The sequence below is a fragment of the Desulfobacter latus genome (assembly GCF_013389365.1).
Lineage (GTDB): Bacteria > Desulfobacterota > Desulfobacteria > Desulfobacterales > Desulfobacteraceae > Desulfobacter > Desulfobacter latus.
The window spans coordinates 28,390-45,165 of sequence record NZ_JACADJ010000027.1 but is presented as its reverse complement, the minus strand read 5'-3'; the positions used below and the strand labels follow the sequence as shown (position 1 = coordinate 45,165).

The window sequence follows — 16,776 nt, the reverse complement described above, 5'->3', positions numbered from 1 at the left end:
CAGTACAGGGCATTAGCTGGAAATATTGCAGGCTGCTTCATGCATCTGACGGTTATTCCTACAATACGACGTGCTAAGGTCCGGTGCCTGGGCTACTATCTTAATTATAAGGAGGACGGCAATTCCTTGCCGCATTTTATGAAAAACAGTAATATTGCACATAAGAAAAAAAATGTCGTTGTCCGCTTTTTTGAATGGATCGCAAAGGGGACCCAAAAGGCCGATCAACAGGGCCGTGGTCCCTGCAAATCCTGAGGCCCGAAAAAGTGATTGGCCCGTGAGGCCAAAAATTTGGGCTTGATTCTATTGTCGGCCATTTTTTGTAGGGGCAACAATCCCCCTGTGGTTGCCCTCGTTAGGGCAGGCACAGGGGCCTGCCCCTACAGCGGCCGACGTTAGAACCAATCCCAAAAATTCTTATCCTAATATAAAAAGGAGTACTCATATGTACAAAAAACAAAGAATCCGGGTTGCCCCCATCTGTTGCGGGCTTGCTTTCCTGTGTGTTTTACTGGTGTGGGCTGTACCCGTTGGTGCCGCTGCCAGGGAAAATAGTTTTGAGCTGGATCAATTCATTGATCCCGAGACCTGTGGGGCATGCCACGATGAGATTATGGCCCAGTGGGAGGGCTCCCTGCACAACCTTTCCCATAAAGACCCGATTTATACCCGGGTGGCAAAATTTTTTCGCGAGGGCCTGACGGATGCCGGTCATATTGAGGAGGCCGAGTCCTGCGTGAAGTGCCATACCCCTGTGGGATTTGTGACCGGTTTTCCGACAAAGGTGTCCGATGATCTTTCCAAAACCCCGTATGTCCCGGCCCAGGGCATCCAGTGTGACTATTGCCATGTGGCTGTAGACGTCAGCCGGATGTACAATAATGGACTGGTTTTATCCCCGGGGCAGGGTGAGGATGATCCCGGTGTCAAGTATGGTCCCTTTGACGATGCTGAACCTGACTTCCACGATGCCGCATTCTCAAAACTGCATACGGATTCAAAAATCTGCGGTACCTGCCACGATGTCAAGCATGTGTCCTTTGGCACCGACCTTGAAACGACATACACGGAATGGAAAAACAGTCCGTATAACAGCTCTGATCCTGAAACGCATGTGTCCTGCCAGGGGTGCCACATGTACCAGCGGCCCGGGGTTCCGGCCACCGGATCGACGCCCCGGCCCAAGAATCCGGGCAGTGCGGCGGCAGGTGCAAAGCAGCGGCCTCATATATTCACCCACAATTTTGTGGGCGCCAACTCCGGTGTGCCGGCAATGTTTAATGCCGAAGATAAATCAGCCATGGCTGTGGAACGCTTGAAACATGCGGCAGATCTTTTCCTGGTCATGACGGATGCCCGCACCGCCCGGGTTGTTGTCACCAATACCGGTGCCGGCCACAGTCTGCCCACAGGGTTAGGGGATCTGCGTCAGGTATGGATTGAAGTTGTTTTAACAGACCGTGCCGGAAAAACCGTTTTCCAGACCGGTGTTCCCGATAATAACAATGAACTGCCGGAAAACACGGTGATGTTTAAAGTCACGCTTGGGGACGGCCTTGGCAATCCGGTGATTAACATGGCCAAAGCAAAGGAAATTTTGTCCGACACCCGGATTCCTGTGGGAAAAAGTGCGGCCCGTTTATTTAATTTAAAGGCCACACCCCAAAAGGGATACACACTGACCGCACGGCTGCTGTACCGGTCCATGCCCCAGAAAATTCTCAACCAGTTGCCCGGACCGGCCTTAGGGCCGTTGCCTGTGGTGGAGATGGCTGCGGTACAAAAAACGTTTTAATATATTACAATGCATTTGTTCGATATTGTTGTCATCGCCATTGGACTGGCCATGGATGCCTCGGCCGTGTCCATGGCTGCTGCGGCCTGCGGGTATGCAAAAGACCGGCGGGCCGTATTCCGCCTGGCCTTTCACTTTGGTCTGTTCCAGTTCATGATGCCGGTGGTCGGGTGGATCCTTGGAACCGGATTTGTGTCATATGTCCGGGCCGTGGACCACTGGATCGCCTTTGGTCTTCTGGTCTTTGTGGGTGGGCGCATGGTCCGGGAAGGGGTTGCCGACACCGGCGACTGTCTTCACAGAGATCCCTCCAAAGGCCTGACCATGGTCATGCTCAGTTTTGCCACCAGCATTGATGCCCTGGCCATCGGCCTGGGACTGGCCGTGATGGATGTTAATATCTGGTACCCTTCAGTGCTTATTGGTATGATTACCTGCGCCATGTCCGTGGCCGCCATCGGCATTGGGAAACGGGTGGGCGCAGTACTCGGCAACCGAATGGAAATTGTCGGCGGAATAATATTAATAGGTCTTGGCTTAAAAATCCTGATTCCCGCACTTTTTACGGTGCCTGATTTAACCATATGAAAACAAACCATAAACACTATATATGCAATGCCGCAAAAATGGCAGCGGTGACAGACGGCAGTGTCAATCTTGTGGTGACATCGCCTCCCTATCCCATGATTGATATGTGGGATGAAATTTTTAGTCACCAGGACCGGAAAATTGAAAAGGCCCTTAGAAAATCGGACGGTTCTCTTGCCTTTGAGCTTATGCATCAGGTGCTGGACCGGATCTGGGAAGAGGTCTTCAGGGTGCTTTCCCCCGGTGGATTTGCCTGTATCAATATCGGAGATGCCACACGTACCCTGGGGGATAATTTTGCCCTATATCCCAACCACGCCAGAATATTAAATGCGACCCAGGCATTGGGATTTACGGCCTTACCCTGCATATTATGGCGCAAGCAGACCAATGCGCCCAACAAGTTCATGGGATCGGGCATGTTGCCGGCCGGGGCATATGTTACGTTAGAGCACGAATATATTCTTATTTTAAGGAAAGGGGGAAAACGCGAATTCACCTCTCCTGCAACCAAGGAAAACCGGCGCCAAAGCGCATTGTTCTGGGAAGAGCGCAACCAGTGGTTTTCAGACATCTGGATGGACCTTAAAGGCACCCGCCAGGCCATGGGAAAACAAAAAAAACGTAACCGCAGCGGGGCCTTCCCCTTTGAACTGGCCTATCGCCTGATCAACATGTATTCCGTAAAAGGGGATCTTGTTCTGGATCCGTTTCTGGGCACGGGCACCACAACGCTTGCGGCCATGGCTGCCGGACGCAATTCCACAGGATATGAAATCGACCCAAGCCTTCTGGAAAATTTTTGCGATAAATGCCGGGATTCCCTTGGTCACTTTTCATCCGTCATCCAGCATCGCATAGATCTTCATAACGAATTTGTCCAAGGGCGTCTGGCGGCCGGGAAACCCATCAAATATGAAAATGCGCATTATGGGTTTCCCGTGGTAACGCGCCAGGAAAAAGAACTTGTGTTAAATATCCCGGTATCTGCTGAACAGCAGGGTGATGAAAATATGGTTGTCCATTACAGCATCCCGTCCCGGGAAACCGCAAATACCGCCACGGCAGCCCAAAACGCCCCGGTTGTGCCCGAGATTTGTGGGGCAAAGTCCAAGACGGATGGACTTTTATTTCCGGATTTTGATCCTGCTTCCTGATAGGCTTGTATATTTTAGGTTTTACACAAAAAGATCTATTCTGTTAGAATGGATTCATAACAGGGCTTTTTTAACCCTATAATTTTCAAACTCCGGAGGTATCCATATGAAATCCATCCAAGCGGAATATAATGAGGCCTCAAAGGCAATTTCCATCAAGAAAGACGCGAAAATCGAAGACTGGGTGTCAGTCTGCCGGCGGTTTAACGATGATGTTTCCAGGATCTGTGATGTTACCGACATAGAAGATTATACCGGGCTTTTTGAATGTTTTGATGATGAAAACAACAAATCCTTCTACCTGGTCAAAGAAGACAAGGCATTGCGCCGGATGAAACGCCGGCACTTTTACGATAACCTGGGACTTGCGTAATGCGTATTGCCTCAACCGTTGAAACCCCTATTGAACATTGGCGCAGCAATTCTAAGGCCCATAACCAAAGTTTTATTTAAAAACGGTGCTGTTGCTGAACAGCACCGTTCACGATTATACCCAAATTCCCTTTTTGGGCGGGTTCCCATATGAATCGAAAGAGTCCCCATTGGCCTTCAATACGGCCTGAAGTTCTTCTACAGTAAATTCAAAGCCATCTTCTTTTGCCATGGCTGCAAATTTTTCCATTGAAAAACAGTTATCGTACTTTACACGGAATTTGCGATCATCTGCGCCTTTATCTAAAAAGGCCTGAACGTTTTCTTCTGACATCGTTTTTCTCCATTAATTAAAGAGTATAGGAATTTCCATTTCCCAGCACCCAGCACCCAGCACCCACCACCTAACATCCCGCCCAAAGGGCGCTAATTTAAGTTTAGTCGCGTCCGGTTAAGGGGTTGCGGATATTTAAAAAAAAGGAGGGGGGCCACCTTTTTGCATTTGCAAAATTATATCTGCAAAAACAAGACCAGTTTTTAACGGTCCATAATTATTTTAGAAGGATCGCCTTATATAAAGGATGAGATAACTATTAAAAAAACGGGCTTGGTCATAACAGCGGCCACAGCGTAGGTTGGGTTGAACGAAGTGAAACCCAACAACTTATCGGCGTTGGGTTTCGTTCCTCAACCCAACCTACCGGAAATTCGTATGGTCTAAAATATGACCAAGGCCCCCAAAAAACGGTATGTTTAATGCTTTTTATTAAATTTTATAGCTTTGGTATGAAAGTTGAAGGTGTAATGTGTAGGTGTAGACAATTTTGTTCTATTTTATGACAATTTTGTTTCTTAAAGGGATTCGTGGTTTATTTTTTACTTGAAAATGGGTATATGCAAAAGCGAACCGGCCACAATTAAAATTAAAATAAACCAACAACAATGAAGTCGGAGGAGGATTGATATGAAAAAAGTGAAAGGATTAAACAATTTTGTTGTTTTTATTCTGCTGGTATTCAGCACCCAGGCCCAGGCCGGGCAGGTTCGTGTTTCAGTGGCAAAGAGCATGAGTAATCTGTGCAATCGTTTGATAATAACGTTTCAGGGACAGCATCCTGATGTGAAAATTATCCCCAATTTTGCCTCATCCGGCGCCTTGGCAAAGCAAATCGAACAGGGGGCGCCTGCAGATATCTATGTCTCTGCCAATCCGAAGTGGATGACGCATCTGATTGAAAAGGGCAAGATTAAGATAGACACCAAAAAAATATTTGCTCATAATGCGTTGGTGTTTGTGGGTAAGCCAGGTACGGATGCCCATTCCGTGAGCGATTTACGGAAACTGACACGTATCGCCTTAGGCAGTCCCGGCAGTGTGCCGGCCGGTCAGTATGCCAAGCAGGCAATGGATAAAGAGGGTATATATGATGAAATGCTTAAAAAAGGGCAACTGGTCATGGCAAAGGACGTCCGTCAGGCCCTGCTTTATGCTGACCGGGGAGAGACCGACGGTGCCTTTGTTTACAAAACGGATGCGATGCTTGCCGGCAGTGCCGGGATTCTGTTTGAAGTTCCTCCAGGGCTTTATCGTCGGGTAACCTATCCGGTTGCCATGACAAAGCAAAGCGATGGGAATGCCGATGCCGAACGCTTCTATGCGTATATCGTTTCTGAAGCGGTCCATCCGGAAATGATTCGCCTTGGTTTTACGCTGCCTGATACGGGGCATGGTAAATCTTTATGATCAAGTAAAAGAAATTACAATGTTGACACTTTCTCCCCAGGATATTTCCGCCGTCTGGCTTTCCCTGAAGGTCGCTTGCTCGGCAACGTTGATTGCCACCCCCTTTGGCATTGCTTGTGGCTATTTTCTTGCCTTTGGCAAAACCAGAGGCAAGGCGGTGATCGAAGGGATGATCAGTCTCCCTTTGGTTTTGCCGCCGGTCGTGGTCGGATATTTGTTGCTGCTCTCCTTCGGGTCCAACGGTATCATCGGTAAGTTTCTGAATCTTCTGGGTATCCAGGTGGTTTTTTCACTTACCGGTGCGGTTATTGCATCGGCGGTGGTCGGGTTTCCCCTGATGGTCCGTTCAATTCGTATTGGTATGGAGGCAGTGGATCAATCCTATATTTCCGTGTCACGCACCCTTGGTGCAGGATGGTGGGACAGTTTTTTTACCATTGTCCTGCCGTTAAGCAGCCGTGCGATTTTTTCCGGGATGTCGTTGATGTTTGCCAGGAACCTTGGTGAGTTCGGCGCCACCGTGATTCTTGCCGGTAATATCCCGGGGGTGACACAGACAATCCCCCTGGCGATCTACGAATATACCGCTGTGCCGGGGGGTGATCGAATGGCGCTGACACTGTGTCTGGTCTCCATCAGCCTGTCTTTTGCCATTCTTCTCGTTAGTGAGGGAATAAACCGAAAGTTCAAGAAGGGATAGCCGTGCGATTAGACGTCGAATTGAAAAAACGTTTCAAGGATTTTACCCTTGATGTTGCATTCAGCCTCTCCTCATCAAGGACGGGGATTTTCGGTCCATCAGGAAGCGGAAAATCAACGATTATGAATCTGCTTGCCGGGCTAGCACTGCCGGACAGCGGTTATATCCGGTTGGGTACAACGGTTCTTTTTGATTCAAAGGAAAAGATTAACCTCAAACCCGATCAGCGCGGCATTGGGGTTGTGTTTCAGCACGCCCATCTCTTTCCTCATATGAGCGTTAAAAAAAATATCTTCTATGGATATAAACGGATCAAATCCGAAAATAGACAGATTGATCCCGCCGGCCTTTTTGAAGTTCTCGGTGTTACACCGCTTTTGTCACGGGATGTTTCCACCTTGTCAGGCGGGGAGCGCCAGCGTATCGCCCTGGCAAGAACGGTTTTGTCGAATCCTCGCTTGATCCTGCTGGATGAACCGCTTTCGGCTTTGGATGAGGGCCATAAATTTCAAATTATTCCGTATTTGAAAAATGTCTTCAACAATTACGGTATTCCCATAATTTTTATCAGCCATTCGGTGATGGAGATGCGAATGATGACTGATGAGATTCTGGTGATCAAGGGGGGCTGTATTCAGCAGCACCGTAGGACTGAAGAACTGATGAAACAACCGTGGCACCGTGATCTTGAAAGTTATGTCAACTTGAGAAAAAAGGCTATGAAAATTATTATTAAAGAGGCACGACCTGTAGATATTGATCAGATGCTGCCCTTGCTGGCCCAGTTATTTGCCATAGAACAGGATTTTGAATTCAATCCCGGGTCCCAGGCCAGGGGGTTGCGATTGATGCTGGATGGCTGCGGAAAGCACCGAACTGTAAAAGTGGCATGGGTGAATGACATAATTGTTGGAATGTGTACGGCCCAAACTCGAATTTCAACGGCCTTGGGCCGTATCACTGCCGTGGTTGAAGATTTGGTTGTAGACCGTGAATACAGAAATAAAGGGATAGCAACCCTTTTACTGTCTGCCATTGAAGATTGGGCGCTAAAAAAAGGGATAAAATCCATTTCCCTGCTTGCAGACAAAGACAACCATAACGGCCTTGATTTCTATAATAAAAAAGCGTGGAAACAGACCTCATTGATCTGTCTGGTTAAATCCCTGGATTAAGCGTTTCATATATCTTTCATTGTTTGTTGTGTCCGTCAGGACATGGCTGTTCTTTAAAAAATCAAACTCATTTCCGTGTCCTTCCGTGCTTTCAGTGGTTAAAATTCAGGATCGCTCACCCAGATACTCAATGATGATCAATAATTTATTAATTAAAAACAAGTTACATATTTGTATCATAATATATCACACAATTGTGATATTAAAATCGTCGTTATGTACAAAAACACAAAAAAAATTTTTTTTTGATTTAAAATAATTCGTAATTCAAAGTGGTTATGTTTTTTTTCGGTCACCACAAATCGCCATGGAACACCTGTTGCAGTTACATGCATTACGACGACGGACAGGTATTTTGCCTGTCAAAATCAAACACAACTAAAGCTTAATTAAAGGAGCGAAACAACAATGAGAAAAGTAGCCATCTACGGAAAAGGCGGCATCGGCAAATCCACAACAACCCAGAATACGGTAGCAGGACTGGTGGAAGCCGGTAAAAAAATCATGATTGTGGGGTGTGATCCCAAGTCAGATTCCACACGGCTCATGCTCAACGGACTGGCCCAGAAAACCGTTCTGGATACCCTGAGGGAAGAGGGTGAGGATGTGGAACTGGAAGACGTGAGAAAAGAAGGGTACGGCGGGGTCCTGTGTACGGAATCCGGCGGGCCGGAACCCGGTGTCGGCTGCGCGGGCCGGGGGATCATCACCTCCATCAATCTGCTGGAACAGCTGGGTGCCTATGACGAAGAGCAGCATCTGGATTATGTATTTTATGATGTTCTGGGCGACGTGGTCTGCGGCGGGTTTGCCATGCCCATCCGTGAAGGCAAAGCCCAGGAGATCTATATTGTTGTATCCGGCGAAATGATGGCCATGTACGCGGCCAACAACATCTGCAAGGGTATCGTAAAATTTGCCCAGTCCGGCGGGGTGCGCCTCGGCGGTCTGATCTGCAACTCCCGTAACGTGGACAACGAACTGGAAATGATTGAACAGCTGGCGAGTAGGCTGGGCACCCAGATGCTCCACTTTGTTCCCAGGGATAACATGGTCCAGAAAGCTGAAATCAACAGAAAAACGGTTATTGATTATGCACGGGACCACCCCCAGGCCGATGAATACCGGGCCCTGGCCAAAAAGATGGATGAAAATGAGATGTTTGTCATCCCCACGCCCCTTGAGATTGAAGAACTGGAAGACCTGCTTATTAAATACGGGATCGCGGCGTAACCGGAAACCACAACACAAAACGATAAGGAATATTTAAATGAAAGCAATGATTAAAGCCATCGTCCGCCCTGAAAAAGTTAATGCCGTCATGTCCGCCCTCATGGAATCGGGATATCCGGCAGTCACCCGGATGAGTGTGGCCGGGCGCGGAAAGCAGCGGGGCATCAAAATCGGTGAAATTACCTATGATGAAATTCCCAAGGAGATGCTTTTATCGGTTGTGGATGAAAAAGACCGTGATTTTGTCCTTAAAACCATTTTGGCCACGGCAAGGACCGGTGAGAAAGGCGCATTCGGCGACGGCAAGATTTTTGTCTCTCCGGTCATTGCGTCTTATACCATCAGTTCCGGCAAAAAAAATATAGACCTTGAAGAAGACCTGGAGGTGGCATCATGAAAGAGATCATGGCCGTGGTCCGCATGAACAAGATCAATGATACCAAAAAGGCGCTGATTGACGCGGGCGTCTCCTCCATGACCGCCCTGGAGTGCCTGGGACGCGGCAAAGGCCTGGTGAACATGGATCTGCTCAAAGGTGCGGAACAAGGTTATGAAGAGGCTATTGCCCAGTTGGGCCAGAGCGACCGCCTGCGACCCAAACGGGCCCTGTTTGTGGTTGTGCCGGACCAACTGGTCCAAAAAACCGTAGACACCATTATATACGCCAATCAAACCGGAAAATCAGGAGACGGGGTGATATGGGTTATGCCCACTGAAGACGCCATCTCCGTGAGAACATCTGAAAGCGGCGATGCCGTTCTGGACGAATTTTGAGCTAAACCATAAGAAAGAAAAAATAGGGGTAAACATATGACAGGCGAACGAACCCACACCGTTAATCCGGAAGAGATAAAAAAAGAAATACTGGCAAAGTATCCGCCCAAAGTGGCCCGGAAACGTGCCAAACAGATCACGCCGGTTTCAAGCGATGAAAAAGACGGCCTGAAGGTCGGTGCCAATGTCAGGACCGTCCCGGGCATCATCACCCAGAGAGGGTGCTGCTATGCCGGCTGCAAAGGTGTAATCATGGGTCCGACCCGGGATATTATCAACCTGACCCACGGCCCCATCGGCTGCGGATTCTACTCCTGGCTGACCCGGCGCAACCAGACCCGTCCCCCGTCAGACGATGCGGACAATTATATGACCTATTGCTTTTCCACGGACATGCAGGACCAAGACATTGTTTTCGGCGGGGAAAAGAAACTGAAAGCCGCCATCCAGGAGGCCTATGATATTTTTAAACCCAAATCCATCTCCATTTTTTCCACCTGTCCGGTGGGCCTGATCGGCGATGATGTCCATGCCGTGGCAAGGGAAATGAAGGAAAAGCTCGGCATCAATATTTTTGGATTCTCCTGTGAAGGGTATAAGGGCGTAAGTCAGTCCGCCGGCCATCACATTGCCAACAATGCCATTTTTACCCATGTTGTGGGCCTGGATGATACGGTTATGGACGCGAAATTCAAAATCAACCTGCTCGGAGAATACAACATCGGCGGCGACGGATTTGTCATTGAAGAACTGCTCAATAAATGCGGCATCGAGCTGGTGTCCACATTTTCAGGTAATTCCACCATGGATCAGTTTGCCAACTGCCACACCGCAGACCTCAATGCGGTCATGTGCCACCGCTCCATTAACTACGTGGCAGACATGTTGGAGACAAAATACGGTATCCCCTGGATAAAAGTCAGCTTTCTGGGGCCAACGTCAACCGCGAGCAGTCTGCGCAAAATCGCTGCCTATTTTGAAGACCAGGAACTCATTGACCGGGTGGAAGCGGTGATTGCCGAGGAAATGGCCCCTGTTGAAGCCAAAATCAAAGAGGTCAAACCCCGGTGTGAGGGCAAAACCGCCATGATGTTTGTGGGCGGCTCCCGGGCCCATCACTACCAGGAGTTGTTCAGGGACATCGGCATGACCGTGCTTTCCGCCGGATACGAATTTGCCCACAGGGATGACTACGAAGGACGCCATGTCATTCCGGACATTAAAATTGATGCAGACTCCAGAAACATTGAAGAGCTGGAAATCGAACCGGATGACACCCGGTACAACCCCAGAAAAACCGAAGAGGAGATGAAGGCGCTGGAAGAAAAGGGGTATCCGTTTAAAGCGTATGACGGCATGATCCCTGAAATGGAAAAGGGCTCCCTGATCATTGATGATATCAGCCAGCACGAAACAGAAACCCTGATCGCCATGTACAAGCCGGACATTTTCTGTGCCGGTATCAAGGAAAAATACGCAGTCCAGAAGCACGGTATTCCCATGAAGCAGTTGCATTCCTATGACACGGGTGGCCCATACGCGTCATTTGAAGGGGCGATAAATTTTTTTGATGAAATCGACCGCATGCTCAACGCCAATATCTGGCAATACCTGGAAGCGCCCTGGCAGAAAAACCCTGAATTGTCGGCCAAATATAATTGGGAATAGTCAAGAGACAAGAAACAAGAGACAAGAAATAAGAAACGGAGAAATTTATGCTGCTTCGACATACACCTAAAGAGATTAAAGCAAGAAAAGCCCTGGCTATAAACCCGGCAAAGACCTGCCAGCCCATCGGGGCCATGTACGCAGGTTTAGGGATCCATGGTTGCCTGCCTCACAGCCATGGTTCCCAGGGGTGCTGCGCCTATCACCGGTCCACGTTGACCCGTCATTACCGCGAACCCATTATGGCGGCCACCTCCTCGTTTACTGAAGGGGCATCGGTATTCGGTGGCCAGGCCAACCTGCTTCAGGCCTTTTTGACCATATTCACCACCTATGACCCGGACATCGTTGCAGTACACACCACCTGTCTGTCGGAAACCATCGGTGACGATGTGAACCAGATTGTCAAGAAGGCCAAAGCCGACGGCACCATCCCCGAAGGCAAGTATGTCATCCATACCCCCACCCCATCCTATGTGGGGTCCCATGTCACGGGCTTTTCCAACATGGTGAAGGCCATGGCTGTCCAGCTGGCTGAAAAGACCGGCAAATCCAACGGAAAAGTCAACATTGTGCCCGGATTTGTGGAGCCTTCGGATATGGTTGAAATGAAGCGAATCGCCGGGATGCTGGGTGTTGAGACCATCCTGTTTCCGGACACCTCGGGCATTTTGAACGGTCCTTTGACCGGCAAATTCCAGATGTACCCCAAGGGCGGCGTCACCATCGACGAACTCAAGCGTACCGGTGACAGTATCGGCTCCATCGGGCTGGGCGCCTGGGCCTCGGCCGATGCGGTCAGAGCCCTTGACACCCAGCTCAAGGTGCCCTGCCAGGTACATGATCTGCCCATCGGCCTGTTGGCGACGGACCGGTTTGTGGATGCCCTGCGCACCGTTGCCGGCGTTTCGGTACCCGATACCGTTACCCAGGAGCGCGGCCAGCTGTTGGATGTGATTTCAGACATGCAGCCCCACTTGTACGGTAAAAAGGTCGCCATTGCCGGAGACCCGGACCAGGTGATTGCCCTGACCGAATTTCTGGTCACCATGGGCATGAAACCGGTCCACATCGTCACCGGCACCCCGGGCAAGGCCTTTACCAAACGGATTAAGGAAGTCACGGCCCGGTTTGGCGACGACATTAACGTCAAGGGGCCCGGCGACCTGTTCCTGTTGCATCAGTGGATCAAGAACGAACCTGTGGACCTGCTCATCTGCAACACTTACGGCAAGTACATTGCCCGGGACGAGGACATTCCCTTTGTACGCCACGGATTCCCCATTCTGGACCGGATCGGCCACTCCTACTTTCCTTCCGTGGGATACAAAGGTGGATTGCATTTGCTGGAAAAAATCCTGGGCGCTCTCATGGACCGCACAGACCGGGATGCACCGGAAGAGCGTTTTGAACTGGTAGAGTAAAATAAGAAGGAGAAATAAAATGACCTCCATATCGGTACTCAAACAGCGGGAAAAACAGATCTACCAGAAGGGTAAGCAGCCCTTTGAGATGACATGTGACACCAAGAGTCTGGCCGGCGCAGTCAGTCAGCGGGCCTGTGTGTTCTGCGGCTCCAGGGTGGTGCTTTACCCCATCGCAGATGCCTTGCATCTGATCCACGGCCCCATCGGGTGCGCTTCCTATACCTGGGATATCAGGGGGGCTCAGTCTTCGGGCCCGGAGCTTCACCGGATGAGTTTTTCAACAGACCTGTCAGAGACCGATATTATCTATGGCGGAGAGAAAAAACTGAAAAGGGCATTGCTGGAGCTCATTGACAAATATTCACCCAAAGCCGCCTTTATTTACTGTACCTGTATTGTGGGCATTATTGGTGATGACGTGGACGCGGTCTGCCGCCAGGTCGAAGAAGAGACCCACATCCCTGTCATTGCGGTCCACTCCGAAGGATTTAAAGGCACTAAAAAAGACGGATACAAGGCGGCTTGCGACGCCTTGTTCAGTCTCATCGAAAGAAACAAAACCCCCCGGATCACCATCCCCGACTCCATCAATATCCTGGGCGAATTCAATATTGGCGGAGAGACCTGGATGATCAAAAAATATTATGAAGCCATGGGGGTGAAGGTGGTCTCCGTGATCACCGGAGACGGCCGGGTGGACGAAGTGATGCAGGCGGGCAATGCCGCCCTGAACGTGGTCCAGTGTTCAGGGTCGGTGACCCACCTGGCAAAGCAGATGGAAAAAGAGTACGGCATCCCTTTTATAAGGGTCTCCTATTTCGGCATTGAAGACACCTCGGATGCCCTGTACCAGGTCGCTGTATTCTTTGATAAAAACCCCGAAATTCTTAAAAAAACCCAGGACCTGATCAAAAAAGAGGTCCAGGCCATTATCCCCCGCCTGGAAACCATGAAAAAAGACCTTGAAGGCAAAAAAGCGGCCATATACGTGGGCGGCGCGTTCAAGGCCTTTTCATTGATCAAGGCATTAAAAACCCTTGGCATGGAAGTGATCCTGGCCGGTTCCCAGACCGGCACCCAGGAAGATTATGAAGTGCTCAGGCAGATGTGTAACGAGGGCACCGTCATTTTAGACGACTCAAACCCCCTGGAACTGGCCAAGTACTCCGTTGAAAAAGATGCAGACCTGTTTATCGGCGGCGTCAAGGAACGCCCCATTGCCTATAAGATGGGCATCGGGTTTTGTGATCATAACCATGAACGTAAAATTCCCCTGGTCGGATTTGAAGGCATGGTCAATTTTGCCAAAGAAGTCCACGGAACCGTGACAAGCCCGGTATGGGATCTGGTTCCCAGGCGGCAGAAACCGGCCGGAAAGGAAGGTGCCATATGACCCTGAGAAAATATAAAGATACACCATCATACACCGCGACCCAGAATGCATGCAAAATGTGCACGCCTTTAGGGGCCACCCTGGTGTTCCAGGGGATTGAAGGCTGTGTACCCCTGCTGCACGGCTCCCAGGGATGCTCCACCTATATGCGGCGTTACCTGATATCTCATTTCAAGGAGCCCGTGGATATTGCCTCATCCAACTTTACCGAGGAAACCGCTGTATTCGGGGGCGGTGCCAACCTGAAACTGGCCATTGAAAATGTGGCCCGCCAGTATGCCCCGGCCATGATCGGTATCGCCACGACCTGTCTGTCCGAAACCATTGGGGATGATGTCCAGCTCATATTAAACAGCATGGGCAATACCATCAATGATACGGCCCTGGTCCATGTCTCCACACCATCATACACCGGCACCCACGTGGACGGATTTCATGGTGCCGTGGCGGCCGTTGTGGATCGCTTCAACCCGGTGGATAAAAGAATCGTTTACCGGCCCAAGAAAAAGAAAAAAATAAACCTGTTTCCCGGTATGCTCTCCAACGAAGACCTGCGGCATTTAAAAGATATTTTTGAGGCGTTTCATACCCCGGTCACCATTCTGCCCGATTATTCGGAACGGCTGGAAGGACCCTCATGGCAGGAGTACCAGGCCATCCAGAAAGGGGGCACGCCCATGTCAGAAATTGAAAAGATGAATGTGGCCGTCCACAGTATGGAGTTCGGTGCCGTGCTGGCCCTGGCCGCTGAAAACGGCCAGGAAACCGCGGGCGACATCTTAAACAAACGCTTTGGTATCCCCTGCACACGGCTGCCCATCCCCATCGGGGTCAAGGCCACGGATCGCTTTCTGGATAACCTGTCCCGGATTTCGGGCCGGCCCGTGCCCGAACGGTACCGAAAAGAGAAATGGCGGCTGGTGGATGCCTATGTGGACGGCAATAAATATGTATCGAAAAAACGGGCCCTGATTTACGGGGAAGAGGATTTTGTCGTCTCCATGGCCGGCTTCCTTGCCGAGGTCGGTATTATTCCCGTACTCTGCGCATCCGGCGGCAAAAGCAAAACATTTAAAAAAGCCCTGGAACAGACCCTGCCCGAAACCCTCATTGACCAGGCTGTGATCCAGAATGACATGGATTTCACCTGCATGGAAGAGACCGCCGCAGCCATGCCCGAAGATCAGAAACCTGAACTCATCATCGGCAACTCCAAGGGGTATGCCATGGCAAGACGGCTGAAAATCCCATTGGTAAGGGTGGGATTTCCCATCCACGACAGGGTAGGGGGCGCGCGCATCCTGCACGTCGGGTATAAGGGGGCCCAGCAATTGTTTGACAACATCGTCAATACAATTCTTACGGCAAGACAGACCGAATCCAGAATCGGATACTCATATATGTAAGGAAAATAAAGATGAATTTAGATCACCATCCCTGTTTTAATAAAAAATCGTGCAAGGATTTCGGTCGGGTCCACCTTCCGGTTGCGCCGGCCTGTAATATCCAGTGCAATTTCTGCAACAGACAGTTTGACTGTGTCAATGAAAGCCGCCCCGGGGTCACCTCCTCCATTCTGAGCCCGGACCAGGCCATGGCCTACCTGGCCGATGTGGTGGCGGCCAAACCCAATACTGCTGTGGTGGGCATTGCCGGCCCGGGCGATCCCTTTGCCAACGGCGATAAAACCATGGAAACTTTAACCAGGGTGCGCGCCGCCTATCCGGACATGCTCCTGTGCGTGGCCACCAACGGCATGAATATCCATCCCTACCTGGATGAATTGAAAGCTGTCCATACCACCCATGTGAGCATTACCATCAACGCGGTGGACCCTGACATCGGCGCAAAAATTTACGCATGGGTCAGGGACGGCAAACGGTCCGTGGGTCCGGCCCAGGGTGCCGCACTGCTGTTAGAGCGCCAGCTTGCCGCTGTCAAAGGACTTAAGGCACGCAATATCATGGTTAAGGTCAATTCTATTCTGTTGCCCGGCATCAATGACGGCCATATGGTAGACGTGGCAGAAAAAATGGGTGAAATGGGCGTGGACATCTTCAACTGCATGCCCTATTTCCCCACCAAAGGCTCAAATTTTGAAAATATGGCAGAACCGGGCAAAGATCTGGTCAGGGAAATCAGAACGGCGGCCCAGGTTTTTGTACCCCAGATGACCCATTGCAAACGCTGTCGGGCCGATGCTGTAGGCCTGCTGGACGATCCCTTGAATCAGAAACTTATGGATCGGCTGACATACCACGCCACTGCCCCGATACCTTTATCCACTGCGACCACGTATTGCCATGAAAGGCCTGGTGAACATGACGATAAGTATGCGTTCAATGCTTCGGCCCCAAGACCTTATGTGGCCCTGGCCAGCCGGGAAGGTGCGTTGATCAATCAGCACTTAGGTGAGGCCACGGAATTACACGTTTATGACGTAAACCAGGAAATCCCGACATTTGTAGAAACAAGAACCTTGCCTAAACCCGGCGGCGGGGATGTCAGATGGCAGAACCTTGCCCGGACCATTAAAGATTGTCACACCATTCTGGTGTCCGGTGTCGGGGATACGCCTAAAAAAATTCTGGGCACTATGGGATTCACCATTCATGAGGTCAACGGCATGATTGATCTTGTATTGGTGGCCTTGAAAAAAGGGGAATCGTTAAATCATCTGGCTGTCCGGACACAGACCGCCTGCGGGGCGTGCAGGGGAACCGGCACCGGTTGTATGTAAAATAAAAAAA

17 protein-coding genes are annotated in these 16,776 nt (G+C 50.2%); 16 read left to right on the top strand and 1 reads right to left on the bottom strand.

Annotation, left to right across the window (positions count from 1 at the left end):
• The 5 genes from HXW94_RS19250 to HXW94_RS09550 all read left to right on the top strand — a co-directional run.
• Nucleotides 1–255, top strand: a 255-nt coding sequence (locus HXW94_RS19250; protein ID WP_218576648.1) for a hypothetical protein, incomplete at its 5' end; no start/stop codon positions are given.
• A 190-nt stretch (nucleotides 256–445) separates the two neighbouring features.
• A complete protein-coding gene (locus HXW94_RS09565) occupies nucleotides 446–1,795 on the top strand; it encodes a multiheme c-type cytochrome (protein WP_178366676.1) in 1,350 nt (449 codons plus the stop codon).
• 9 nt (nucleotides 1,796–1,804) lie between these two features.
• A complete protein-coding gene (locus tag HXW94_RS09560) occupies nucleotides 1,805–2,383 on the top strand; it encodes a manganese efflux pump MntP (RefSeq protein ID WP_178366675.1) in 579 nt (192 codons plus the stop codon).
• On the top strand, nucleotides 2,380–3,540 hold the full coding sequence (locus tag HXW94_RS09555) for a DNA-methyltransferase (RefSeq protein WP_178366674.1): 1,161 nt from the start codon (nucleotides 2,380–2,382) through the stop codon (nucleotides 3,538–3,540). The genes HXW94_RS09560 and HXW94_RS09555 overlap by 4 nt, the downstream gene beginning before the upstream one ends.
• A 106-nt stretch (nucleotides 3,541–3,646) precedes the next feature.
• On the top strand, nucleotides 3,647–3,913 hold the full coding sequence (locus HXW94_RS09550) for a hypothetical protein (protein WP_178366673.1): 267 nt from the start codon (nucleotides 3,647–3,649) through the stop codon (nucleotides 3,911–3,913).
• A 114-nt stretch (nucleotides 3,914–4,027) separates the two neighbouring features.
• On the opposite strand, the gene HXW94_RS09545 is transcribed toward HXW94_RS09550, so the two are convergent.
• Nucleotides 4,028–4,246 carry a Nif11-like leader peptide family natural product precursor gene (locus HXW94_RS09545; protein WP_178366672.1) on the bottom strand — a complete coding sequence of 73 codons (219 nt, stop codon included), beginning with the start codon at nucleotides 4,244–4,246 and terminating at the stop codon, nucleotides 4,028–4,030.
• Between the two features lie 630 nt (nucleotides 4,247–4,876).
• Between HXW94_RS09545 and modA the strand changes: the two genes are divergently transcribed.
• The 11 genes from modA to nifB all read left to right on the top strand — a co-directional run bounded on the left by modA (nucleotide 4,877) and on the right by nifB (nucleotide 16,766).
• Nucleotides 4,877–5,656, top strand: a complete 780-nt coding sequence (modA, locus tag HXW94_RS09540) for a molybdate ABC transporter substrate-binding protein (protein WP_178366671.1) — start codon at nucleotides 4,877–4,879, stop codon at nucleotides 5,654–5,656.
• A 19-nt stretch (nucleotides 5,657–5,675) separates the two neighbouring features.
• Complete coding sequence (gene modB, locus HXW94_RS09535) at nucleotides 5,676–6,356, top strand: molybdate ABC transporter permease subunit (protein ID WP_178366670.1); 681 nt, start codon at nucleotides 5,676–5,678, stop codon at nucleotides 6,354–6,356.
• 2 nt (nucleotides 6,357–6,358) lie between these two features.
• Nucleotides 6,359–7,531 (top strand): GNAT family N-acetyltransferase, encoded by a 1,173-nt coding sequence (locus HXW94_RS19510; RefSeq protein WP_178366669.1) that lies wholly within the window; start codon nucleotides 6,359–6,361, stop codon nucleotides 7,529–7,531.
• Between the two features lie 408 nt (nucleotides 7,532–7,939).
• Nucleotides 7,940–8,764, top strand: coding sequence for a nitrogenase iron protein (nifH, locus tag HXW94_RS09525; protein WP_178366668.1), 825 nt, complete (start codon nucleotides 7,940–7,942; stop codon nucleotides 8,762–8,764).
• 37 nt (nucleotides 8,765–8,801) lie between these two features.
• Nucleotides 8,802–9,161, top strand: coding sequence for a P-II family nitrogen regulator (locus HXW94_RS09520; protein WP_178366667.1), 360 nt, complete (start codon nucleotides 8,802–8,804; stop codon nucleotides 9,159–9,161).
• A complete protein-coding gene (locus HXW94_RS09515; protein WP_178366666.1) occupies nucleotides 9,158–9,538 on the top strand; it encodes a P-II family nitrogen regulator in 381 nt (126 codons plus the stop codon). The genes HXW94_RS09520 and HXW94_RS09515 overlap by 4 nt, the downstream gene beginning before the upstream one ends.
• A gap of 36 nt (nucleotides 9,539–9,574) precedes the next feature.
• On the top strand, nucleotides 9,575–11,206 hold the full coding sequence (nifD, locus tag HXW94_RS09510; protein ID WP_178366665.1) for a nitrogenase molybdenum-iron protein alpha chain: 1,632 nt from the start codon (nucleotides 9,575–9,577) through the stop codon (nucleotides 11,204–11,206).
• A 47-nt stretch (nucleotides 11,207–11,253) separates the two neighbouring features.
• Entirely contained in the window at nucleotides 11,254–12,630 is a 1,377-nt protein-coding gene (gene nifK, locus HXW94_RS09505) for a nitrogenase molybdenum-iron protein subunit beta (protein ID WP_178366664.1), read from the top strand.
• Between the two features lie 19 nt (nucleotides 12,631–12,649).
• A complete protein-coding gene (gene nifE, locus HXW94_RS09500) occupies nucleotides 12,650–14,026 on the top strand; it encodes a nitrogenase iron-molybdenum cofactor biosynthesis protein NifE (RefSeq protein WP_178366663.1) in 1,377 nt (458 codons plus the stop codon).
• Nucleotides 14,023–15,432: a nitrogenase component 1 gene (locus tag HXW94_RS09495; protein ID WP_178366662.1), complete on the top strand. Its 1,410-nt coding sequence runs from the start codon at nucleotides 14,023–14,025 to the stop codon at nucleotides 15,430–15,432. The genes nifE and HXW94_RS09495 overlap by 4 nt, the downstream gene beginning before the upstream one ends.
• Nucleotides 15,433–15,443: 11 nt before the next feature.
• Nucleotides 15,444–16,766 (top strand): nitrogenase cofactor biosynthesis protein NifB, encoded by a 1,323-nt coding sequence (nifB, locus tag HXW94_RS09490; RefSeq protein ID WP_178366661.1) that lies wholly within the window; start codon nucleotides 15,444–15,446, stop codon nucleotides 16,764–16,766.
• Nucleotides 16,767–16,776 lie beyond the last annotated feature (10 nt).